The sequence below is a fragment of the Actinoplanes sp. NPDC051851 genome (assembly GCF_040681165.1).
Taxonomy (GTDB): Bacteria; Actinomycetota; Actinomycetes; order Mycobacteriales; family Micromonosporaceae; genus Actinoplanes.
Genome location: NZ_JBFAYF010000010.1, coordinates 152,872 through 173,877, shown reverse-complemented (window position 1 = coordinate 173,877; position 21,006 = coordinate 152,872). Strand labels below are relative to the sequence as shown.

Here is a 21,006-nt window from a genome sequence, read left to right as displayed (position 1 = left end):
TTCACCATACTCAGCGGGCCCGGCGCGACACCTCGACCGGGTACCGGCCGTGGCCGAGATCGACCACGATCCGGTTCGGAAGCTCCTTCCCGTACGCCGCCACGAGCGGGACGACCGACGCGAGGCCGACCGGATCGGGGCAGGGCGACGCGGCGTACCGCAGGGTGATCGCGCCCTGTGGCCCGCTCACCCGGCAGGTCGACGCGTCCCCGGCGAACGCGGTGACCCGCCCCGGGTGCTCCTCCGCGGTCACCAGGATCGCGGCGTCGGTGTGCAGCGCCGCGACGCTGCTGGAGCCGATGCCCGGCGCGCCGTGCAGCATGAACCGGCTGTTCCGGCCCTGGCGGAACTCGGTGGCACGGGTCTTCATCAGGGCGTTCAGCAACTCCTCGCGGCCGACGAACGGCCTGGGGAGAGCGGGGACGAAGTAGGGGCTCACGGACCATCCTCCAGCGTGGACCTACCACCCCATTCAATCGTGCGCATCCGGCCGTGGTCGACCCCGCACCCGTACGGTGAAGATCATGAAGGTGGAGCCGTTGCCGCCCGGCGATCCACTGCGCGCCGCCCCGAACACGCCGAAACCTGTCTGCATCGTCAGGCCGTAGCCGTGGCGTTCCTGCCGGATCGGCGAGGAAGGCAAGCGTCGTCCTAAAGTCGGGCTGCCGGCGGCCGATGACAGGCGGCGTGAGACAAGCGCGGCCACGCGTCCTCGGCGCGATGGCGACGACCGACGTCGTCCCGCTCTGGGTGGGCGCGCCCGTGCTGTTCCTGACGGTCTGGGCGCTGACCGCGTGGGGCGCCTACCACGGTGCCGTCCTCGGCGAGCCGCTGCTGATCGCCGTCCTGGCCACGGTCTTTTCGGCGTCCGGGAGCAAACGGTTCCAGCGGTGGCTCGGCGGCGGCCACCTGCACAACCGCGTCGTGGTGCGGCTGCTCTCCGCCACCGGCCAGCTCGGCGTCGTACTGGCGCTCGCCGGCTGGGGATTCCTGCTGCCCGCCGCCGTGATCCTGATCGGTACCCTGCACATCGGCTGGTCCGGCTCCCGGGCCTGGCGCCCGGCCGCGGTGATCACCGTCCTGGTGACGGTGGCGATCCAGGTCGCCGTCCAGTTCGGCGCCGTGCCGTCGGTGGTCACCCCGGCCAGCTCGCACGTCGCGGCCGCCATCCTGCTGCTCCTGGGCGGGTTCGGGCTGAGCAATCTCGGTCTCAGCGCGGCCCGGGCGGAGCGGGCCGGGCGCACCCTGGAACGCGCCGAGGAACGGTACCGGGCCCTGGTGCAGGGCTCCTCGGACGTGGTCGCCGTCATCGACGCCGCCGGCCGGATCACCCACGTCAGCGCCGCCGTACGGCAGGTCAGCGGCTGGAACCCGGACAACCTGCTGAACAGCGACTACCTGAGGCTGTTCCACCCGCACGACCAGGAGCAGGCCCGCGCCGCCCTGGACGAGGTCGCCGCCGCCGGTGCCGAGAGCCAGATCCGCCTCGAACTGCGCGTCGCCCACCGCGACGGAACCTGGCACTGGCACGAGGTCACCCTGCGCAACGCCCTCGACCACGCGGCCGTCCGCGGCATCGTCTCGAACCAGCGCGACATCAGCGAGCGCCGCGCCCACCAGGCCCGCCTCGCCTACGCCGCCGCGCACGACCCGCTGACCGGCCTGCCGAACCGGGCGGAGGTGCTGCGGGTCCTCGAAGCGGCGCTCCGCGACGCCCCGGTCGGCGAGTCCGTGGCGCTCTTCTTCGTCGACCTGGACGGCTTCAAGGCCGTCAACGACGGGTATGGTCACGCCAGCGGCGACGCGCTCCTGGGCGCCGCCGCCCGCCGTCTGCGTGCCGGCCTGCGCGACCACGACCTGCTGGGACGGCTCGGCGGCGACGAGTTCGCCGCCGTCCTGACCGGGGTCACCGAGGTGGCGGAGGCCCGCGCCCGGGCCGCGCAGCTGATGGCCGACATGCGCCGCCCGTTCGACCTCCCGGACCAGGTGGTTCGCATCGGCGCGAGCATCGGCGTGGCGGTCGGCGGCCCCGGCACCGACGCCGACGACCTGATGGCTCGCGCCGATACGGTGATGTACGAGGTCAAGCGCCAGAACCGCACCCGTCCCCGCCACCCCGCGCCGACCTCTCGCTAAGCGTGCTCCGCGTCGCGGAGGATCCGGGCCTCCCGCCGGGCGCCGGCTGGAGGGCGCGTTCGATGCGCGCGCTGATCCGGTGGCCCGCCTCGGCGTCGACCGCACCGCCCTTCCGCTACCGCCCCAGTTCTGGCGCGCCGCCTGGTGACCGGCCCGGCCGGTGCCCGTATCGCTGATCGCCGGGGGGCGGCGCCACGCTACTGTGGCGGCGGGTGTCCACAGTGGCGGGGGAGTGGCATGAGGGAGTCGAAGGACCGGAACGCCTGGCTCTCCTGGCCGGCGTGGAGCGGGATCAGCGGCCTGGCCGCGCTCATCGGCCTCGCCGTCGCGGTCGGGGCATGGTGGCTCCCGCAGTCCGCCGCCGAGCCGGCCGCCACCGCCGCCCCGGCCCCGCCGTCAGGGTCGGCACAGCCTTCCTCGGTACGGCCCTCCTCGGTACGGCCCTCCTCGGCCGCGGTGACCGGCACCCACCTCTACGAGCTGCCCGCGACCTCCGCCGGGCAACCCGGTCCGCAGCGGGCCCCGCTCGATGTCACCCTGGCCGGCGAGCGTTACCCGTACTCCACCGCCATGTGGACCCAGTGCGCGGGTACCCCGGTCCCGCAGGTCACGTTCTACACCGGCGGGAAGTACACCCGGCTGGCCGGCACGCTCGGCGTCGACGACTCCGCGCCCGACGGGATGGCGGTCCAGGTTCAGGTCTACGCCGACGACGCGCTGTGGAAGTGGTTCGAGGTCCGCAAGGGTGCCTCCCTCCCGATCGACCTGGAGATCAGCCCGTACCAGAAGATCGGTCTGGCATCGAGCTCGGCCACCGGCTGCCCGTCGGGCGAACAGTTGGTCCACCTGGGCGACGGCATCGTCCTCTGACCGCGGCCCCGCCGCCCGGCGGGCCGGGAGTGGCCGGTGCGCGTGCGGAAGCCGCCGACGGGACGGCGAACCGCCGAAACCGTAGGCTGGACCCGGGCCGGCGGAAGGGGCGATCATGCGGATCACGGTACTCGGCGCGGGCTCGTGGGGGACGACCGTCGCGTCCGTGCTGACCCGGCGGGACCACGACTCGCTGATCTGGGCGCGTAGCCCCGGCACCGCCGACGAGATCAACGCCGCGCACACCAACGAGCGCTACCTGGACGGCTTCCCGCTGCCCGGCCGGCTCCGGGCCACCGCCGACCTCGCCGAGGCGGCGGCGCACGCGGAGTTGCTGGTCGTCGGCGTGCCGACCGGGGCGTTCCGGGCCACCCTGGAGCTGGTCCGTCCCGACCTGCACCCGTGGATCCCGGTGGTCAGCCTCAGCAAGGGCCTGGAGCGCGACTCGCTGCTCCGGATGACCGAGGTGATCAAGGAGGTGCTGCCGGGCCGTCCGGCCGCCGCGCTGACCGGTCCCAACCTGGCCAAGGAGATCATGGCCGGGATGGCCGCGGCCGCCGTGATCGCCACCGAGGACCTCGCCGTCGCCGCCGAGCTGCAGCGGGTGTTCCGTCGCGGTGTGCTGCGCGTCTACACCAACCACGACGTGATCGGCTGCGAGGTCGGCGGCGCGCTGAAGAACGTCGTCGCGATCGCCACCGGCATCGCCCAGGGCCTCGGCGTCGGCGACAACACCCGGGCCGGGGTGATCTCCCGTGGCCTGGCCGAGCTCACCACGCTCGCCGTCGCGATGGGTGGCGAGCCGGGCACCCTCGCCGGGCTGGCCGGGATGGGTGACCTGGTGGCGACCTGCATCAGCCCGCACAGCCGCAACCGGCACGTCGGCGAGCAACTCGGCCGCGGGCGCGCCCTCGACGACATCCTCGCCGAGATGGGCCAGGTCGCCGAGGGCGTCAAGACCGTGCACGCCGCCGTTCAGCTCGCCGACCGCCACGGCCTGCCGATGCCGATCACCCGCACCATCCACCGGGTGATCACCGGCGACATCACCGCGGAGCACGCCTACGACGGGTTGTTGCGCACCCACCCGGCCGGCCACGAGTCCGAGCCGGGATGACGCCTGCCGCTACCCTGCATCGATGAACCTTCCCCGGGTACGCCGGGCCGCCGCCGTCTCGGCCCTCGCGGGTCTGCTCCTGCTCAGCGTGCCCTGGGCCTGGACGGTGCTCGCCGCGACCGGGCACCGGCACGACGCCGCCGGCGCGCCCACCGCCGACGTCGTCCTGGTGCTGGGCACCACCGTGGCCCCCGACGGCCTGCCCGAGGACCGGCTCCGCGGCCGTCTCACCACCGCGGCCGAGTTGGTCCACACCGGCCGGGCCCGCGTGGTGCTGGTCTCCGGCGACGGCGGTGGGGAGTCCGGCGACGAGACCGCCGCGATGACGTCCTACCTGACCGGCACCCTCGGCCTCGATCCCGCCCGGGTGATCGCCGACCCGTCCGGACTGGACACCTACGACTCCTGCATCCGCGCCCGCGACGTCTACGGCGTACACGAGGCCCTGGTCGTCACGCAGGCTTACCACCTGTCCCGCGCGGTCGCCCTCTGCCGCGCCCTCGGCATCGACGCCGAGGGCGTCACGGCCCGCTGCGACGGCTGCGGCACCGTCCTGCTCGCCGAGAAGACGATCCGCGACTACGTCGCCTGCGTCAAAGCCGCCTGGGACACCGTCACCCACCGTGCGCCACGGGTCGTCTCGCCGCCGTCCTCCGCCGTCACCGCCGCGCTGAGCGGCTGAAGGTCGCGGGATCTCGTCGCTCTAACGGGGAGTCGTCGGGGAAAACGCTGCCGGGCGCGGCCCGGACCGCGACTCTGTCCTTGGGCACGCAACCTGCTCGCCGCGATGCACGCCACTTGACCGACCTCAGCATGACGTCGCCTCGTAGTTCCGTGGGAGACGGTAAACGCCTGTGGAGGACCGGTAAGTCCCGCCGCGCAAGTGGTGGGCACGGACCAGCGAAGCAGGAACGAGAATCACTGGGATTCTCCGAACGGTTCTCGATGGCGGTGCCCATCAGCACGCAGGCAAGGGACGCCTGACGGCTCCGCTCCGCGCCGGCCCTGACCGCTACCGGTCATACTGGTCCGTGATGGAACTGGACGAGTACCAGCGTGGCGCCCTGCGGACGGCCGCCTCGCGAGACACGAGGAACGAGCTGCTGCACCTGGTGCTGGGGCTCGTCGGCGAGTCCGGCGAGGTGGCCGAGAAGTTCAAGAAGTGGGTCCGCGACCAGGACAGCGACGAGTCGCGTATCGACCGGGCCGACATCGCCAAGGAGCTCGGCGACGTGCTCTGGTACATCGCGGTCCTCGCCGACTACCTGGACCTGTCGCTGGACGACATCGCCACGGCCAACCTGGCCAAGCTGGCGAGCCGTCAGTCCCGCGGCGTCCTCGGCGGCAGCGGCGACGATCGCTGAATCCTGTCGTACCCGGCTGGTAGTTTCCCCGCATGCCGACCATCACGATCGTGGATGAGACGACCTCGGGGGCGACGGCGCCCGGCTGGGCCATGCGGATCCCCGGCGAGGCCGTCCGTCTCGACGAGCTGATCCGCCGCCGGGTGTGCCAGGAGGTCGCGGCGTCCGGGAGCGCGGCCGATCCGGAGGAGCGCGTCCGGGCGGCGCTCGACGCGTTCGCGCGCAACGGGTTCGTGGTGCTCGTCGACGACCGTCAGGTGACCGAGCCGGACGAGACGGTCGAGCTGCGGGCCGGGTCGCGGGTCACCTTCCTCAAGCTCGTGCCGCTGGTGGGTGGCTGATGGCGGGCTTCGACGCGGCGGAGACGACGGCCATGGTGGCCGGCAGCATCCGGGTCATGCAGGAGCGCGGCACCCGCCTCCGGGCCGATGGCAGCGAGCTCCGGCAGTTCACCGAGCACGTGGCCATGGTGTGCGGCTGGGCGCCGGACGGCACGGGTCCGGGGCTGCTCGCCGCGCTCACCGACCCGGACGGGCCCTACGACCTGGTGCCGCTGCAGCGCCAGGTGCTGCCCGGCGTGGTACGCCGGACCGCCGCGCTCACCGAGGCCGTGGCGGTGCTGGAGAGCACGGATGCGGACCACGACCGGCGGGTGGCGGCGGCTGAGATCGCGTCGGAGTTCCAGAGCAGCGGGATCGTCGGCAGCGCCTACTACCCGGACGGGGACCGCTGGTTCGCCGCCGCGGACGCGATGCGCGAGCGGGCCGGGCGACTGCTGGCCGCGCAGCCGGTGCGGGTCCGGCAGACGCTGTTCGACGCGTGGACGGCCGGAAACGATCGGCAGCACCCCGGCCGTGAACCGCGGCGCAGCCTGATCGGCCACCTGGTGGCGGCCGGCGGGCTGGAGAGCACCGGCTGGCTGGATCGGCTGGGCGGCCACTTCCTGCTGCACAGCGGCGACTGGACCGAGGATCTGGTGCGGACGGCACACCGGGACGGCCGTCCGCACCCGTGGGCGCTCGCCACCTGGCGCCGGATGCAGATCGAGACCTGGAAGACGGAGACCGGCGGCACACTGTGGCCGATTCCGAACCCGGGGGAGCCGTGGGCCGACCGGGCCATCGCCGACGTCGAGGCGATGACCGAGCCGCACCGGGCCGCCTGGCACGCGCTGCTCGCCCACTGCGTGTCCGGTAAGGACCAGGCACGCCCGCCGGCTGCGTGGCGCAAGCGGGCGGGGCCGTTGCTCGACGCGGTCGGCTCCGCCGATTTCCGGGTACGCTGCGACGCCTGGCTCGGGCTCGTCGGCGCCGCCCGGAGCCGTCCGGTGCGTACCGGCCGGCGGGACGACCTGGTCGACCCGCGGACGCCGGACCGCTACAACGTCCGCCTGCTCACCGGGCTGCTCTGGTTCCGCGCCATGTGCCCGCCCGCGGAGGAGGGCCTGCGGCATCTCGGCCAGATCGCGGAGCGGGCCACCCGGAAGCTCCCGGGGCAGGGGCCGGCGAGTCCCCGGCTGGCGAACGCGGCGGTCACCGCGCTGATCGGGGCGGACCATCCGGCGGCGGTCGCCCAGCTGGCCCGGCTCGCCTCCCGGGTGACGTACAAGAGCACCCTGAAGTTGATCGGAAAAGGACTGGATGAGCGCGCGGCGGCATCGGGGATCGCGCGGGAGGACGTCGAGGAGATGGCGCTTCCCGGGTACGGGCTGCCGGTCGCGGACACGCTCGGCGGCTGCGCGTACGAGATCCGGATCAGCGGCCTGGACGCGGCGCTGACCTGGCGCGATGCCGGCGGAAAGGCGTTGAAGGCGGTGCCGGCCCCGGTCCGCGCCGACCATCGTGAGGAGTTGAAGGAGCTCACCGCGACGGTCAAGGACATCGGCGCCACGCTGATCGCCACCCGGGACCGGCTCGACGGGCTCCTGCGACGTGACCGGGAATGGTCAGCGGGACAGTGGCGGGAGCGGCTGTTGGATCACCCGCTCGCGCGTACCCTCGCAAGGCGGTTGATCTGGACGGCCGACGGCGTCGCCTGCTGCTGGGGCGGGGACGCGCTGCGCACCGTGGACGACGCGGAGCTGGAGGTGAAGGACGCCGCGGCGATCCGGCTCTGGCACCCGGCCGGGCGGGACGCGCCGGTCGTCGCGGCCTGGCGGGACTTCCTGGCGCGGCACCGGATCACCCAGCCGTTCAAGCAGGCGCACCGGGAGCAGTACGTGCTCACCGACGCCGAGCGGGCGACCGGGACGTACTCCAACCGGTTCGCCGCGCACGTCGTCCGCCAGCACCGGCTGAACGCGCTGCTCTCCCGGCGCGGCTGGTCCTACCAGCAGCATCGCGACGACGGGGCCTGGTACGAGCCACCCCGCCTGACCCTGCCGGACCACGGGCTGCGCGCCGAGTTCACCGTCGCCGGGATCGACGAGCGCGGCGACGGCGTGTTCGACACGATGGCGACCGACCAGCTGCGGTTCCTCGGGGCGGATGGGACACCGGCGCCGCTGGCGGAGGTCCCGCCGGTGGTGCTCAGCGAGGTGATGCGCGACGTCGACCTCTTCGTGGCCGTGGCCGGCGTGGGCGCCGACCCGAACTGGTACGACGGCGGGCCGCAGGGACGGCATCGCGACTACTGGGCGCGCAGCAGCTTCGGCGCGCTCACCCCGCCCGCCGCGACCCGCCGCGAGGTGCTGGCCGCGCTGATCCCGCGCCTGGCGGTGGCCGACCGGTGCACGCTCACCGAGAGGTTCCTGGAGGTCCGCGGCGACCTGCACACCTACCGCATCCACTGCGGATCGGGGAACATCCTGATCGCCCCGGAGGACCGCTACCTCTGCATCATTCCCGACTCGGCCCGGCGCTCCGCGGAGCCGGACGTGTTCCTACCCTTCGAGGGCGACGGCCGCCTCTCCGAGATCCTCAGCAAGGCCCTGCTCCTGGCCGCCGACCGGCGGATCAAGGACCCGATCATCCAGCGGCAGCTGTGATGGGTATGGTGACGGTATGGGTTGCTGTCGCAGTATCCCCGTTCCACGCGCCCTGTCCGGCTTCTCCTGATGGTCGGGCTTCCCGGTGCCGGCAAGACCACCCGGGCCGCGGAGCTCGCCGTGGTGCACCGTGCCCTGCGGCTGACCCCGGATGAGTGGATGCTTCCGCTCTTCGGCGAGCTGGAGGTCGAGGGCAAGCGCGACCTGCTGGAGGGGCGGCTCATCGCGCTGGCCCTGCGCGCGTTGCACCTGGGCGTGAACGTGGTGCTCGACTTCGGGCTCTGGAGCCGCGACGAGCGGTCGGCGCTGCGCTGGCTGGCGGCGACGGCCGGGGCGGCGTGTCAGGTGATCTATCTGCCCGTCGAGCCCGACGTTCAACGCGCCAGGATCGCCCACCGCCAGGCGACCGCCCCGCACACGACCGTGCCGATGAGCGAGGCGGAGATCGGCACGTGGCGCGGGATGTTCCAGGCACCCGATGCCGCCGAGCTCGGCGGTGACGGCGTTCCCGGGCCGCCGCCGGGGTGGCCGGGATGGTTCGAGTGGGCGGTGGACCGATGGCCTTCGCTCGCACACGGCGATGCCTCCCGGGCCTGGCGGTGACACCGGCCCGGGGACGGCGCGGGCGGTCATGAGCGGGCGCCGCGGGGGACCAGGAACGGTCGCGGCGTGGGATCGTGAGTGGGCGCTGCGGAGATCAGGAACGGTCGCGGCGGCCGATCGGCGCCGTCGCCGCGACCAGGATGACCAGCAGGGCGGCGCAGGTCGGGACCGCGGCCGGGACCAGAGGGGTGAGCAGGACCAGGGCGGCGGCGACCGGGAACACCGCGAGCTGTGGGCCGGTCTGCACCGGGCGGACGTGCAGGAGCCACACGGCCAGGAGCAGGATCGCGACCGGGATGGCGACCGCGTAGCCGGAGGCCGTACCGGAGAGCTCGGAATGGTGGGTGTTCTGATCGACGACGACGCCCAGGCCCGCGCCGATCGCGGCGGCCGAGGCGAGGATGAAGGGAAATGCTGAGCCGAACGGCCGGAGGAACGAAGAAGCCGGGGATCAGCGCGGGCGGCGGAGGTTGACCAGGAGCGAGCGGAGCAGGATCGACGGGGTGGCCAGGGTGCTCGGGTGGGTGTTCATGAACTCGACGTCGGTGAACGCGGTGCCGATCCGCGTGTCGACGAAGGCCGCGGAGAGCACCTGGTGGAAGAGGGCGCGCTGGAGTCGTACCGGAAGAGGGGGTGGGGAGGTTTCCAGGCGCTGGGCGTCGGCCGACGTGGACAGCTGCCAGGCGGCGTCGACGACGACCTTCTGGAGCTGGAAGAACGGTGTGGGGTGGCCGCAGAGGTGCTCGGAGAGGCAGGACGCGTGCAGGGCCGCCGAGGACATGCCCTGGCCGTAGATCGGGTTGAAGGACGCGACGGCGTCGCCCACGCTGACCAGGCCGGCCGGGAAGCGGGTCAGCCGGTCGAAACGGCGGCGGCGGGCGTCGGCCTGGTGGTAGGTGCGGACCTCGCTGACCGGCTCCTGGCGGGCGATCTCCCGGAACAGCGGCGGCAGGTCGGCGCAGCGGCTCAGGAAGTCGCCGAGCTCCGGGCGCACCCGGTCGTCGCCGTACGTGGTCAGCATCAGCATCCACCGCATGTCCTCGACGCCGACCGCGGCGGCCTGCGTCCTCTTCGGGTAGTGCGGGGAGAAACGGGAGATCGAGGCGCCGACCGGCGGATCCTGCTCGAGACGGCGGAAGTACGCGGTCGCGTAGTTCACGTCGATGCGCATCCGCTCCAGCTCTGGGCGCTCCCAGCCGTCCTCGGCCAGCCAGTCGGAGAGGCGGCTCGCCCGGCCCATCGCGTCCACCACGAAATCGGTCGTCAGCTCCCGGTCGCCGACCCGGACCGCTGTCACCCGGCCGTGGTGGAAGCGCAGTCCGGTGGCGTTTCCGTGCCGTGGGTGGACGTTCTCCAGAGCTAGGGTACGCCGTCGCAGCAGCGTCTCCAGGAACGGCCGGCTCTCGCTGAGCAGCACGGCGTTCGGGGTCTGCACGGTGCGCACGTCGTCCGCCCAGGCCTCGACCTGGTGCGGCTGGGAGAGCACCGCCCCGAGACCGACCGCCTCCTTGGTGAAGCCGGGGAACCAGCGCTCGATCTGCGCCCGGCCGCCCGGCAGCAGCGTGTGCACCTGGAACCGCTGTGGCACGCCGTGCCGCTCGCCGTCGAGGTCGTCCCGTTCGACGATCACCACCTCGTCGGCATGGTCGGCGAGGACGCGGGCGGCGAGCAGCCCGGCGACGCTGCCGCCGAGCACGATCGCGCGGCGTATCGATCGGGTGGCGATGACGGGCTGGGCGGTGCTGCTCAAGCGGTCGAACACGTCGGCTGGCCGTTGGCTCACACCGTCCAGTGTCGATGGTCGGACCCGGTCGTGATCCGGAGAAACCTAGATCTGACAGACCGTTGTCAAGGGCCGGTGTGGGTGAACGGGGCCCACAGGCCCGGGTCGGCGGGGTGGTTGGCGCGGAAGTCACGCTGGGCGTGGTGCAGGGCCTCGGCGGTACGGGCCGGGTCGGGCACGCCGTCCGCGGCCATCCGGGCGTAGACCAGATGCGTCACCTCGGCGGCGGCCGTGTCGGCGACGGTCCACAGGGTGCCGACCACGTGCCGCCAGCCGGCGTAGTGCAGCCCGGCCGCGAGCGTGATCACCTCGTCGACGCTGAGCGCGCTGACCGTGGCGGTCTGGCAGGCGGAGAGGAAGGCCAGCTCGCCGCCGGGGTGGTCGACCCGGGCGACGTCGGTGATGCCCACCCGCCCGGCGGTGGCCCAGTCGTGCGGGAGCAGGCCGCCGCTGGCCGGGGCGTCCGGGACCTGGCTGCCGTGGCACGCGGCGTGCACCCAGGGGTGGGCGGTCAGCGCGGTGAGGATCGCCTCCCGGGTGGCGTCCGGGCCGGTCAGCTCGGTGCGGCGGTCCGCGGGCAGCACGTCGCGCAGGACGCGCCGCTCCCGTTCGACGGCGGGCAGGGGGGACTGGCCGGGCGTGTCGGCGAGGCCGACGAAGAGCAGGCGGCCGTTCCCGGTCACCGGCGGGCGGCGGGTCGCCTCGGCGAGGCTGCGCAGGGTCGCGGTGTACGACGAGACGACCCGGTCCAGGGTGCTGCGGCCGGGTTCGCCGTGGTGGCCGGCGGCGTGCAGGGGGAGCAGGGCCAGCGGGCCGGTCGGGCACCACCAGACCCGCGGCCAGGCGCCGTCCCCGGGGACCGGGGCGTACCCGCGGGCGTCCAGGACCGGGGCGACGACGTCGTCCCAGAGCCAGGCGAGGACGGTGTCCAGGGCGGCACCGGGGGCGCGGCGTGCCGGGCCGCCGGGTACGAGGTCGCGGGGTACGGCGAGGCCCTCGACCGCGTCGAGATACGACTCGACCCGGTGCACCACCTCGTCGCCGGTGACGCCGGTGAGCGGCACCACGCGGACCTCGCCGCTGTCGACGAGCAGGGCGTCGCAGCGCCAGCGGCTGACGTTGACGATGACCACCGGGCCTTCGGCGGGCAGCGCGGAGGTCAGGGCCGCGAACTCGGGTGCCGCCGCGAACCGCTCGAAGCCGGGCAGCGCGCGGGCCCGGGCGAGCAGGTCCTCCCACTCGCCGGCGAGCCGCATCGCCGCGTCCGGTTCCGTGCCGCCGGCGGTGTCCAGGGCGGTGCGCACCTCGTGCATCCGGTCGGCGAGGACCGGGTCGGCGTCCCGCAGGGTGACCAGGTCGGTGCGGGTCTCCAGGAACTGTGCCCAGAGTACGGCCCGGCCCCGCTCGACCAGCTCGACGGCGCGCCGCGGCTGCCCGGCGGCGATCGCGCAGGCGGCCCCGTCGGCGCCGAGCCCGGCCATCTCGTTCAGCAGCTGCTCCCGGCTGGACCGGCTGACCCCGGGCCAGGCCAGCATGGCGAGCAGTTCCACCGCGATGGTGTACGCCTCCATCGCCTCCGTCCAGCGCTGTGCCGCGGCCGCGGTGTTCGCCCACAGTGCGGCGGAACGCAGCCGGGTCGCGGCGGGCGCGGTCGTCACGCCGGCGGCCTCGCGGAGGACGCGGCAGGCGCTCTCCTCATCGGCGCGGAGCAGCAGGGCCATGCCGAGCCCGTGCAGGTGCTTCGCGCGTTCCGGGTGCCCGGCGGGGCGGAACCGGGCCGCGGCCTCGGCGCACTCGACCGCCTCGTCCAGGTCGGACCGCTCGCCGTGCACCTCGAAACGGTCCTGCAGCTGCAGGCTGAGGTTGCCCCGGTAGCGGCCGTGGTGCGGGTGTTCCGGCGGGGTCACGGCGACCGCCGCCCGGGTGGCGCGGATCGCCTCGCGCATGTCGGTCTCGTCGCGGAACCACTCGAACCGCAGCTGCAGCACGCCGCCGAGGTTCGCCAGATAGGCACCCGCGCGGGGATGCTCGTCCGGGGTGGCGGCGACGGTGGCGGTCAGCAGCCGGGCGGCCTCGTCCAGGTCGGCGCGGTCGAACGTGCGCAGGAACCGGGAGCGGAGCATGTCGCCGAGGTTGTTCCGGGCCATCGAGCGGTGCGTCTCGTCGTCCAGCGCGTCGATACCCCGCCGGGACAGGCCGATCGACTCGTCGAGGTCGGCGAGTTCACCCCGGTGGTGGTACCGGCTGCGCAGCACCGTCGCCAGGTTGATCAGCGCGGCCGCGGGCGGCGTGCCGTCCCGGGTGGCGGCGCGACCGGCGGCGATCGCCGCGTCCAGGTCGGTGGCCGCGCCGGTGTGTTCGGACTGCTCGCCCAGCATCACCGTGAGGTTCGACGCGTAGAGCGCCCGGTCCGGATGGCCCGGCGGCAGCCCGGCCACCGTGGTCCGGAGCAGGTCGATCGCCTCGGCCAGGTCGTCGTCTCCTCCCCGGAACGAGAATCTGTTCCACAACGCCTGGGCCAGGTCGTTGTTCAGCCGGGCACGCGACAGGTCGGCCGTGGGCAGGTCGGGGGAGTGCGGCCGTGACGTCGCGGTGGTGAGGGCACCACGGGCCGCTGTGATCGATTCGTCCACCGCGTCCCGGTCGGTGGCCCACTCGTTGCGTAACCGCAGCGCGACACCGAGGTTGACCTGCCAGTTGCCGTGCAGGAGATGCCCGGTCCCGGTCCGGCAGGCCTCCCGGTACAGCTCGATCGCCTCGTCCAGCGCGGCGCGGTCGCCGGTCCGCCGATGCCGGGTGAGCAGCGAGACCGCGAGTGTGGCCTGCCGCATCGGCTTCTGCGGATCGCCGTCCGGGGTCCAGGCGACCGCCTCGTGGCCGAAATCGATCGCGCGTTCCAGATCGTCCGGGCCGGCGTCGTGCTCGAAGCGCACCTGGTGGGACCAGCTCTGCATGTAGCGGAAGTGCGCGCTGATCGGGCCGCCCGGTGGGATCGCGGCCATGATCTGGTGCATCAGCTCCAGGGCGCGGACCAGTGACTCCCGGTCGTAGTGCTGCTCGATGGCGGTCAGCCGGCGTCGCACTTCCTCCGACCAGCCGGACAGATCGTCGCTCATGTATGTTCCTCCCGAATCGGACCTACCAGCAGGTACCTGGCGGACCGGGGAGGGGTTCCGGTTGGTCTCGAGGGGCCGGTGACCAACCGGAACCACCCGATCAGGCGGCCGGCAACCGCTCGAAGGCGCCGTTGAAGAAGAGCAACGGCCGCCGGTCCGGGGTGCTCTCCAGGGCGACCACCCGCCCGATGGTCAGATAGTGATCACCGGTCTCCAGATCGCGTTCCAGTGCACAGTCGATCGAGGCGAGCACGCCGTCGAGGACCGGGCTGCCGGTGACGCCGGGACGCCAGGGGACGTCGCGCCACTTGTCCGTGCCGCTGCGCGCGAACTGGCGGCACAGCTCCTCCTGCCCGGCCTCCAGGATGTTCACACAGAAAGAACCTGAACTGCGAATTCTCGGGTACGACGTGGAGCTGCGCGACGGCGAGAAGGCGATCAGCGGCGGGTCCAGCGAGAGACTGAAGAACGACTGGCAGGTCATGCCGACCGGTACGCCGTCGGCCATCGCGGTGACCACGGTGACGCCGGAGCAGAAGCCGCCGAGGACGCGCCGGAACTCGAACTGGTTCACGCGGTCACCCCCGCTCCGCGCAGCAGCGGCGCGTTCGCCGTGGCCCAGTCGGCGACGATCTGATCCCGTTCGGCCATCCGGGACATGACCATGTAGAGCCCGCGGGTCGGCGCACTGGCGCCCAGCTCGACCAGGAGCGGGCGCAGGTAGGCCTCGACGGCGAGCGCGTGGTCGGGCGCGCCGCCGGTCATCACCGGGACGGCGACCACGCCGGCCAGACCGTTTCCGGGATAGCGGTCCAGGAACGCCTTGAGCATGCCGGTGTAGGTGGCCTTGTAGGTGGGTGACGCGACGATCAGCAGGTCACTGGCGGCCACCCGGGCGGTGAGGTCGTCGAGGACGGGGTCCGGCCAGGTGAAGAGCCGGCCGGCGTGCTCGGCGAGGTCGACGACGGTGTCGGCGGCGGGGAGGGACAGGGCGGCGGCGACCGAGAGAGCGGTCTGGAGGGTTCGGGACTGCGGTTTCGGGTTGCCCACCACGATGGCGACCTTCATGAGAGCTTCTTCCTTCGGTGTCGGTTGCCGCGGGGCAGCCCGGAATGGTCGCCAGGCACATCGTCAGGGATGAGACCGGAACCCCGCGAGGGTTCACTGGGACAGCGGCGCGAGTCCGCCCTCGCTGAAGATCCACACTTCGATGCCCATGTCACGGGCGGCCCGGGTGGTCCAGCCGGACGGCGTGAACACCTGGGCGACGGTCTCGCTGACACAGAGCACGGCCCGGCCGGACGGGAACATCGCGCTCCGCAGCCAGCTCAGCTTGAACATGTCGGCCATCACCTTGTTGCGGTGCAGCGACCGGAAGGTGCCCTGGTTGCCGACCATCTGGATGAGCAGCCCGAACCCGTCGTCGGCCCCCTCGATCTCCAGCCGGGTGCCGTCACCGAGGTCGATCGACCGGGGACGCAGCGTCACCCCGAACTCGGCACTGAGCGCGAGCAGCATGGCCCGCTCGATGCTCTCCGGCCCGAACCGGCGCCACCCTCTCTCGTCGGCGGCGTCCTCGGGCACGCGCTCCAGACTACGTCCCGGCGCTGGTGGAACGTGCGTGAACCAGCGCTGGCTCAAGGCGGTCACCATGGTATTGCCTCCCTGTCGTGGGTCGGATCGCCACGGCCAACCAGGCGGCCGCGACCAGGAACAGTGCTGCGAGGAGCGCGCCGGCGGCCGGGTAGCCGGCGAGGGCGGCCACGGCGAAGACGCCGACCGGGCCGACGGCGGCGCCGATGTCGCCGGCGGTGCGGGTGAGCCCGATGACGGCCCCGGTCGCCTCGGCCGGATAGGCGTCCCCGGCGACCACGCCCGGCAGTACCCCGATCACGCTGGTGGCCAGCGAGTAGAGCACGATGGCGGCGCCGAACCCGGCCGGTACGCGCAGCAGGGGGAGCGCCAGCAGGGCCACGGCCCCGGCGATCCCGGCCGGTATCAGCAGGATGTTGCGGGCACCCCGGTCGACCGAGCGCCCGATCAGCGGCATGGCACCGAGGCTGACCAGCGTCCCGGCCGCCGTGGCGAGCCCGAGCGTGAACGGCGTGAGGCCACCGCTGTCGTAGGCGAGGACCGGAATCAGGCCCTGCTCCCCGGCGAACCGCACCAGAAAGGTGGCGAACGAGACCGCGCAGAGCGCCACCAGCAGCCCGCCGGTGTATCCCTGCCCGGTAAGCCGGCCGACATCTCCGAAAAACCGGAGATGTCGGCCGGATGCCATCGCGGCGGGTGCGCCGGGAGAGCGGGGCGCGGGGCGGCCGACCGGGGCGGACCAGTAGAGCGTGGCGGGGCGGGCCGCGTCCCAGAGGAGGCAGGCCAGGGCGGGGAGGGCCGCGACCGGGAACGTCCAGGCCGGGCCGATCACGCCGACGATCGCCCCGCCCAGGACCGAACCGGCCGCACCCGCGCTCATCTGCACCACGGTCGCCGTCGCCAGGGCCGCGCCGCGCCGGCCGGGTGGCGCCCCGGCGATCAGCAGCGCGAACCCGACCGTCACCGCGGCACCGCCGAACAGGCCCGCCACCAGCCGGATGGCGAGCAGCGCCGGTGCGGAGTGGGCCAGACCGGTCAGCGCGGTGACCGCAGACAGGGCGAGCATCACCGACCACAGGTAGCGGCGCGGGGGGAGGCGGCGCAGGGCCAGCCCGGCCGGGACGTTGGCGATGACCCGGCCCACCGCGAACGCCGCCACCACCGTGCCGAGCAGGCCGACCGCCATCCCGTACGACGACAGGTACAGCGGCAGCACCGGCACCGTGACACCCCACGTCATCTGGGCGGTCCCGATCAGCGCGCAGACGAGTACGGTCTGCGCGGCCGGTGAGGGGGAGGAACCCATCAGACAGCCAGGTTCTCGCGCAGCGTCCCGCCCGGATAGCGGGGAGCCAGGGCACCCCGGCGGCGCAACTCCGGCGCGAGCAACTCGGCGATGTCGGCGAGGCCGGACGGCATGGCCAGGGGGCTGGAGAGCATGTAGCCGCCCCGCGAACCCGTGGCCGCGAAGTTCTCCTCCAGGGCGTCGGCGATCGACGACGGGTCGCCGCAGAGCGTGTGGTCGAGGCCGGTGGCGCTGGTCCAGCCGTGCTCGAAGAACTCGGTGCGGCTCATCTCGTAGTCCTCGCCGTGCTCGGCCAGCAGGGTGCCGATCAGGCCGGACGGGGACGCCTGCGCCGCCAGTGCCTGGCGCTTCAGCTCGCCGAGCGGGAACGACGCCGGCAACCGGGAGAAGTCGACGCCGGCGTTGTGCGAGAGGAACGCGCCGACCGCCTCCTCGCTCCAGAAGCTCAGCACCTCCTCGCGGCGCGCCCGGGCCTCCTCGGCGGTGCGGCCGACGATGACCTGGGTGGCCCAGAGGATCCCGACGTTCGCCGGGTCGCGGCCCTCGGCGGCGAGCGCCTCGTCCAGCATCCGGCGGTGCCGCTGCTGGCCGGCGAGGCTGCCGCCGAAGCCGAAGACCAGGTCGGCGAAGCGGGCCGACGCGGCGATCCCCCGCGGCGAGTTGCCCGCCTGGACCAGCATCGGGGAGACCTGCGGGCTGGGAATGGACGGCAGCGGTCCGCGTACGGAGAAGAACTCGCCCTTGTGGTTGATGGTGTTGACCTTGGCGGGGTCGGCGAAACGCCCGGTCTGCCGGTCCCGGATGATCGCGTCGGGGGCGACCGAGGACCAGAGCGCCTGGCAGACGTCGATGAACTCCTCCATCCGCTCGTAGCGCAGATCGTGGGCCATCAGCGTGTCGAAGCCGTAGTTGGCGGCGTCCGCGCTCCGGGTGGAGGCGACCACGTTGAACGCGATCCGGCCGCCGGTGACGTGGTCCAGCGAGTTGAGCAGCCGGGCCACGTAGAACGGATGCATGAACGTCGACGAGTAGGTCAGCCCGAACCCGATGTGCTCGGTCACCGTGGACATCGCCGCGATGATCGGGCTCATGTCGTGCCGCGGCCACTGCACGCCCCACTCCACGGCCGCGTCGATCGAACCGCGCCAGGTGTCCGGGATGCCGGTGCCGTCGCCGAAGAAGAGCATGCCGATGCCGGCCCGCTCGGCGGTCTGGGCGAGCTCCATGTACATCTTCGGGTCGGGGAAGTCGCGCCCGATCCAGGATCCGCGCCGCGCCCAGCGCCCCTCGGTGTGCGTGAACGACAGATCGAAGGCGAGGTGCATGCCGCTCATGCCGGGGCCGCCTTCCACAGTTCGATCAGCTCGGCGCTGTCGGTGAGAACCGCGACGTTGAGAGCCAGCTGCGCCAGTGCGGCTTCGTGCAGTTCCTTCTCGTACGCCGCGGTCGCGTCCTGCGGGATCAGGACGGGCCAGTCCAGCTGGCAGGCGTCGGTCGCGGTCGCCGCCACGCAGCACTCGGTGGTCAGACCGCAGATCGCGAGCCACCCGATGCCCCTGCTCGTCAGCCGGTCGGCGAGGCCGGTGCCGAGGAATCCGCTGTAGCCGCGCTTGACCACGCGGATCTCCCCGTCGGCGGGGGTGACGCCGAACCACTCGGCGCCGGGTGTGCCGACCACGCAGGGCTCCTCCGGGCCGAACGGTGCGCCCGGGTCACCGCCCCGGAGCCACGCGCTGGCCCGCCATGGCCGTTCCGGATCACTACCGAGCTCGACCCAGACGACGGGGACACCGGCGTTGCGGGCGGCCGTCACCAGCGTGGCGATCGTGTCGACCGCGCTCTGCACGGTGGCGAGATCCGCGCCGTAGGAGCCGATCACCGCCGGATCGGCGAAGGACTGCTGAACGTCCACCACCACCAAAGCCGGATTCGTCGCCCTTATCGCGCCGAGTTGCGCCTCACGCAGCGCGCTCATCCGGCGGCCCGCAGCCGGGGCAGGACGGTCTCGCCGAAGGGCAGCAGGTCCGCGTGGTAGTCCGGGAAGATCAGCATCAGCCCGTCCAGCTCCGCGGAGTCCACGATCTTGTTGATGTGTTCGAGAACGGTGTCCGGTCCGCCGGTGACGTAGGGCGTCTGGAACGCCTCCGCACCGGTGACCCCGTCCGCCCAGGCCCGCGCCACGTCGGCCGGGATGCCCCAGGAGGTGCGCATGCCGATCAGCGCCGCCTTGTCCAGCCCGGCCGAGTACCGCTTCGCCTTCGCCTCGGCCGCCGCGTCGGTCTCGTCGAGCACCACGGTCAGCATCGAGTACGTCTTCACGCTGCGGTCGAACCCGGCGGCGCGGTCATGGACGTACCGTGAGAAGTCGCGCATTTGATCGAGGTTGTCGGCACTGAGGAACGCGCCGTCCGCATAGCGGGCCTGGAAGTCGCGCCCCCGGTCGGAGCGTCCCGCGCTGATGATGGTCGGCCGGGTGGCCGGATGTGGTCGGGACTCGCACTCGTCCAGGGCGAAGAAGTCGCTCTTCATGGTCACGACGTCCTCGGCCCAGAGCCGGGTGACCGCCTGCGTCCACTCCTCGGTCATCCGGTACCGGTCGGCGTGCGACAGCGTCTCGTCCCAGAGGCCCATCTGGCGGAACTCGTCGGCGTAGGAGCCGTTCACGATGTTCATCCCGGCCCGGCCGCCGGAGACGTCCTGGAGCGTGGTGAACATCTTCGCGGCGATCGCCGGGTGGTGCACGTTGGCGTGCATGGTCGCCCAGATCTTCACCGTGGACGTCGCCTCGGCCAGCGCGGACATCATCGTCATCGACTCCAGGGTCTTGCCCCAGTGGTCGGTGGTGCCGCCGAAGCCCTTCCACTTCGCCATCGACATGATGAAGTCCAGGCCGATCGTCTCCGCGTCCACCGCGACCCGCCGGTTGTAGGCGTAGGTGGCCTCGGGGTGCGGCGCGCTCTCGGAGATCATCCAGCCGCCGTTCCCGATCGGCAGGAAAACGCCATATTCTTTGTCGGTCATCGATACCTTCTCCGATCCGGGAATCATGGGGCGGGCCAGGTAAGGGTGTCGCCCGAGTAGACGGCCTGCACGAACTTCCCGTCGAATTCCGCCGTCGCGTCCGCGTCGGCGATCGTCGTGCCGGTGTAGGTGTTGAGCATCGTCACCAGCGACGTCACGTTCGCGGTGTCGATGGTGCCGAGCGGCGTGCCGGCCTTGGCGCTGTCCCGGATCACGCCGACCTCGGTCTGCCAGATCGTCAGGTTCTGCTTCTCGTCGTACCCGGCGCCGGTCAGGTCGGCGGCGGCCTTCACACACTCGGCCCCGTTCTGCTCACAGTAGGCGAACGCGTGCAGTCCGGCGCGGAGGAAATCCTCGACCGCGGTCGGGTACTTCGCGGCGAAGTCCGGGTTGACCGCCATCGCGCCGAGCGAGCCGGGGACCTGGTAGTCGTACGGCCGCCAGACGGTGACGTCCTTACCCGCGGCCTTGAGCTGGTTCGGCTCGTTGGAGATGAACCCGGTCAGCGACTTGACCTGGCCGCGCGGCAGGATCGTCGGGTCGTAGCCGACCACCACCTGCTTGATGGACTTGAAGTCGGCGCCGGCCTGCACGAGCATCGCCTGCACGCCGACCGGCATCGATCCCTTCTGGCCCAGCGTGGTGCCGTCCAGCTGCTTCAGGTCGGTGACGTCCGGGTTGGTCATCAGGACTTCCAGACCCACGTTCGAGTACGACGAGATGCCCTCGACCTTGATGCCGTTGGCGTTCGCGGAGAGCACGTCCTGCTGGCTCACCGGGCTGAAGGTGACCTTCCCGCTCGCCAGCAGCTTGGTGTTCTGGCTGGTGTCGCCGGTGCCGGGCTGCAGGGTGACGTCGAGGCAGAGGTCGTCGAAGTAGCCGAGCTTCTTCGCCGCGACGTACTCGAGGATCGAGGCGGACGCCTGGTACTGGTAGCCGGAGAGGTAGGTGATCTTCCCGGCGGCCTTGTTCTCGGCGCAGCGTTCGGCGGAGATCGCGCTCCCCGCTGCTGTGCTTTCCTCCTCCTTCGAGGAGGAACACGCGGAGACGGTCAGGAGAGCGGCCACGGCGACGGCCGCCACGGCACGGAAACGGATCAGCATGAAGGGTC

Annotated in this window: 20 protein-coding genes and 1 pseudogene; 8 read left to right on the top strand and 13 right to left on the bottom strand. The window is 72.5% G+C overall.

The features are described 5' to 3' along the window. Nucleotides 1-10: 10 nt before the first annotated feature. Both AB0M08_RS13400 and AB0M08_RS13395 read right to left on the bottom strand, forming a co-directional pair. Nucleotides 11-439, bottom strand: coding sequence for a hypothetical protein (locus AB0M08_RS13400; protein ID WP_364492366.1), 429 nt, complete (start codon nucleotides 437-439; stop codon nucleotides 11-13). 33 nt (nucleotides 440-472) lie between these two features. Beyond that, a complete protein-coding gene (locus AB0M08_RS13395; RefSeq protein WP_364492365.1) occupies nucleotides 473-706 on the bottom strand; it encodes a hypothetical protein in 234 nt (77 codons plus the stop codon). A gap of 14 nt (nucleotides 707-720) precedes the next feature. On the opposite strand from AB0M08_RS13395, the gene AB0M08_RS13390 reads away from it, so the two are divergent. From AB0M08_RS13390 to AB0M08_RS13355, 8 genes are all read left to right on the top strand, one after another. Beyond that, nucleotides 721-2,136 (top strand): sensor domain-containing diguanylate cyclase, encoded by a 1,416-nt coding sequence (locus AB0M08_RS13390; protein ID WP_364492364.1) that lies wholly within the window; start codon nucleotides 721-723, stop codon nucleotides 2,134-2,136. Nucleotides 2,137-2,373: 237 nt separating this feature from the next. Continuing rightward, nucleotides 2,374-3,006, top strand: a complete 633-nt coding sequence (locus AB0M08_RS13385; protein ID WP_364492363.1) for an NPCBM/NEW2 domain-containing protein — start codon at nucleotides 2,374-2,376, stop codon at nucleotides 3,004-3,006. Nucleotides 3,007-3,121: 115 nt separating this feature from the next. Then, the gene (locus AB0M08_RS13380) at nucleotides 3,122-4,123 is read left to right on the top strand and encodes an NAD(P)H-dependent glycerol-3-phosphate dehydrogenase (protein ID WP_364492362.1); all 1,002 of its coding nucleotides are present in this window, start codon (nucleotides 3,122-3,124) and stop codon (nucleotides 4,121-4,123) included. A 22-nt stretch (nucleotides 4,124-4,145) separates the two neighbouring features. After that, a complete protein-coding gene (locus AB0M08_RS13375) occupies nucleotides 4,146-4,805 on the top strand; it encodes an ElyC/SanA/YdcF family protein (protein ID WP_364492361.1) in 660 nt (219 codons plus the stop codon). Between the two features lie 352 nt (nucleotides 4,806-5,157). Then, nucleotides 5,158-5,487, top strand: a complete 330-nt coding sequence (locus AB0M08_RS13370) for a nucleoside triphosphate pyrophosphohydrolase family protein (RefSeq protein WP_364492360.1) — start codon at nucleotides 5,158-5,160, stop codon at nucleotides 5,485-5,487. A gap of 32 nt (nucleotides 5,488-5,519) precedes the next feature. Beyond that, a complete protein-coding gene (locus tag AB0M08_RS13365; RefSeq protein WP_364492359.1) occupies nucleotides 5,520-5,828 on the top strand; it encodes a hypothetical protein in 309 nt (102 codons plus the stop codon). Beyond that, nucleotides 5,828-8,473, top strand: coding sequence for a DUF4132 domain-containing protein (locus tag AB0M08_RS13360; protein ID WP_364492358.1), 2,646 nt, complete (start codon nucleotides 5,828-5,830; stop codon nucleotides 8,471-8,473). The genes AB0M08_RS13365 and AB0M08_RS13360 overlap by 1 nt, the downstream gene beginning before the upstream one ends. 69 nt (nucleotides 8,474-8,542) lie before the next feature. Continuing rightward, nucleotides 8,543-9,076, top strand: coding sequence for an ATP-binding protein (locus AB0M08_RS13355; protein WP_364492357.1), 534 nt, complete (start codon nucleotides 8,543-8,545; stop codon nucleotides 9,074-9,076). A 94-nt stretch (nucleotides 9,077-9,170) separates the two neighbouring features. On the opposite strand, the pseudogene AB0M08_RS13350 reads toward AB0M08_RS13355, so the two are convergent. The 11 genes and pseudogenes from AB0M08_RS13350 to AB0M08_RS13300 form a co-directional block, all read right to left on the bottom strand. After that, a pseudogene (locus tag AB0M08_RS13350) lies at nucleotides 9,171-9,488 on the bottom strand (low temperature requirement protein A); the annotation flags it as partial. Between the two features lie 39 nt (nucleotides 9,489-9,527). Then, nucleotides 9,528-10,859, bottom strand: a complete 1,332-nt coding sequence (locus AB0M08_RS13345; protein ID WP_364492356.1) for an FAD-dependent oxidoreductase — start codon at nucleotides 10,857-10,859, stop codon at nucleotides 9,528-9,530. Nucleotides 10,860-10,924: 65 nt separating this feature from the next. Next, nucleotides 10,925-13,975 (bottom strand): CHAT domain-containing protein, encoded by a 3,051-nt coding sequence (locus AB0M08_RS13340; protein ID WP_364492355.1) that lies wholly within the window; start codon nucleotides 13,973-13,975, stop codon nucleotides 10,925-10,927. A 100-nt stretch (nucleotides 13,976-14,075) separates the two neighbouring features. Next, nucleotides 14,076-14,549 (bottom strand): flavin reductase family protein, encoded by a 474-nt coding sequence (locus AB0M08_RS13335; protein ID WP_364492354.1) that lies wholly within the window; start codon nucleotides 14,547-14,549, stop codon nucleotides 14,076-14,078. Next, a complete protein-coding gene (locus AB0M08_RS13330; protein WP_364492353.1) occupies nucleotides 14,546-15,043 on the bottom strand; it encodes an NAD(P)H-dependent oxidoreductase in 498 nt (165 codons plus the stop codon). Before AB0M08_RS13330 ends, AB0M08_RS13335 begins: the two co-directional genes overlap by 4 nt. A gap of 93 nt (nucleotides 15,044-15,136) precedes the next feature. Further along, the gene (locus tag AB0M08_RS13325; protein WP_364492352.1) at nucleotides 15,137-15,559 is read right to left on the bottom strand and encodes a hypothetical protein; all 423 of its coding nucleotides are present in this window, start codon (nucleotides 15,557-15,559) and stop codon (nucleotides 15,137-15,139) included. A gap of 10 nt (nucleotides 15,560-15,569) precedes the next feature. After that, nucleotides 15,570-16,874 carry an MFS transporter gene (locus AB0M08_RS13320; protein ID WP_364492351.1) on the bottom strand — a complete coding sequence of 435 codons (1,305 nt, stop codon included), beginning with the start codon at nucleotides 16,872-16,874 and terminating at the stop codon, nucleotides 15,570-15,572. Beyond that, nucleotides 16,874-18,208: an NtaA/DmoA family FMN-dependent monooxygenase gene (locus tag AB0M08_RS13315; RefSeq protein ID WP_364492350.1), complete on the bottom strand. Its 1,335-nt coding sequence runs from the start codon at nucleotides 18,206-18,208 to the stop codon at nucleotides 16,874-16,876. Before AB0M08_RS13315 ends, AB0M08_RS13320 begins: the two co-directional genes overlap by 1 nt. Beyond that, on the bottom strand, nucleotides 18,205-18,849 hold the full coding sequence (locus AB0M08_RS13310; RefSeq protein ID WP_364492349.1) for an isochorismatase family cysteine hydrolase: 645 nt from the start codon (nucleotides 18,847-18,849) through the stop codon (nucleotides 18,205-18,207). The genes AB0M08_RS13315 and AB0M08_RS13310 overlap by 4 nt, the downstream gene beginning before the upstream one ends. Beyond that, nucleotides 18,846-19,895, bottom strand: a complete 1,050-nt coding sequence (locus AB0M08_RS13305; RefSeq protein ID WP_364492348.1) for an LLM class flavin-dependent oxidoreductase — start codon at nucleotides 19,893-19,895, stop codon at nucleotides 18,846-18,848. Before AB0M08_RS13305 ends, AB0M08_RS13310 begins: the two co-directional genes overlap by 4 nt. A 23-nt stretch (nucleotides 19,896-19,918) precedes the next feature. After that, on the bottom strand, nucleotides 19,919-20,998 hold the full coding sequence (locus AB0M08_RS13300; protein ID WP_364492347.1) for an ABC transporter substrate-binding protein: 1,080 nt from the start codon (nucleotides 20,996-20,998) through the stop codon (nucleotides 19,919-19,921). Nucleotides 20,999-21,006: the final 8 nt, after the last annotated feature.

Coding starts and splice junctions, on each gene's coding strand:
- AB0M08_RS13390 (WP_364492364.1), top strand. CDS start 721: ATGGCGACGACCGACGTCGTCCCGCTCTGGGTGGGCGCGCCCGTGCTG.
- AB0M08_RS13305 (WP_364492348.1), bottom strand. CDS start 19,895: ATGACCGACAAAGAATATGGCGTTTTCCTGCCGATCGGGAACGGCGGC.
- AB0M08_RS13360 (WP_364492358.1), top strand. CDS start 5,828: ATGGCGGGCTTCGACGCGGCGGAGACGACGGCCATGGTGGCCGGCAGC.
- AB0M08_RS13310 (WP_364492349.1), bottom strand. CDS start 18,849: ATGAGCGCGCTGCGTGAGGCGCAACTCGGCGCGATAAGGGCGACGAAT.
- AB0M08_RS13365 (WP_364492359.1), top strand. CDS start 5,520: ATGCCGACCATCACGATCGTGGATGAGACGACCTCGGGGGCGACGGCG.
- AB0M08_RS13330 (WP_364492353.1), bottom strand. CDS start 15,043: ATGAAGGTCGCCATCGTGGTGGGCAACCCGAAACCGCAGTCCCGAACC.
- AB0M08_RS13355 (WP_364492357.1), top strand. CDS start 8,543: ATGGTCGGGCTTCCCGGTGCCGGCAAGACCACCCGGGCCGCGGAGCTC.
- AB0M08_RS13300 (WP_364492347.1), bottom strand. CDS start 20,998: ATGCTGATCCGTTTCCGTGCCGTGGCGGCCGTCGCCGTGGCCGCTCTC.
- AB0M08_RS13370 (WP_364492360.1), top strand. CDS start 5,158: ATGGAACTGGACGAGTACCAGCGTGGCGCCCTGCGGACGGCCGCCTCG.
- AB0M08_RS13380 (WP_364492362.1), top strand. CDS start 3,122: ATGCGGATCACGGTACTCGGCGCGGGCTCGTGGGGGACGACCGTCGCG.
- AB0M08_RS13320 (WP_364492351.1), bottom strand. CDS start 16,874: ATGGGTTCCTCCCCCTCACCGGCCGCGCAGACCGTACTCGTCTGCGCG.
- AB0M08_RS13340 (WP_364492355.1), bottom strand. CDS start 13,975: ATGAGCGACGATCTGTCCGGCTGGTCGGAGGAAGTGCGACGCCGGCTG.
- AB0M08_RS13315 (WP_364492350.1), bottom strand. CDS start 18,208: ATGAGCGGCATGCACCTCGCCTTCGATCTGTCGTTCACGCACACCGAG.
- AB0M08_RS13385 (WP_364492363.1), top strand. CDS start 2,374: ATGAGGGAGTCGAAGGACCGGAACGCCTGGCTCTCCTGGCCGGCGTGG.
- AB0M08_RS13375 (WP_364492361.1), top strand. CDS start 4,146: ATGAACCTTCCCCGGGTACGCCGGGCCGCCGCCGTCTCGGCCCTCGCG.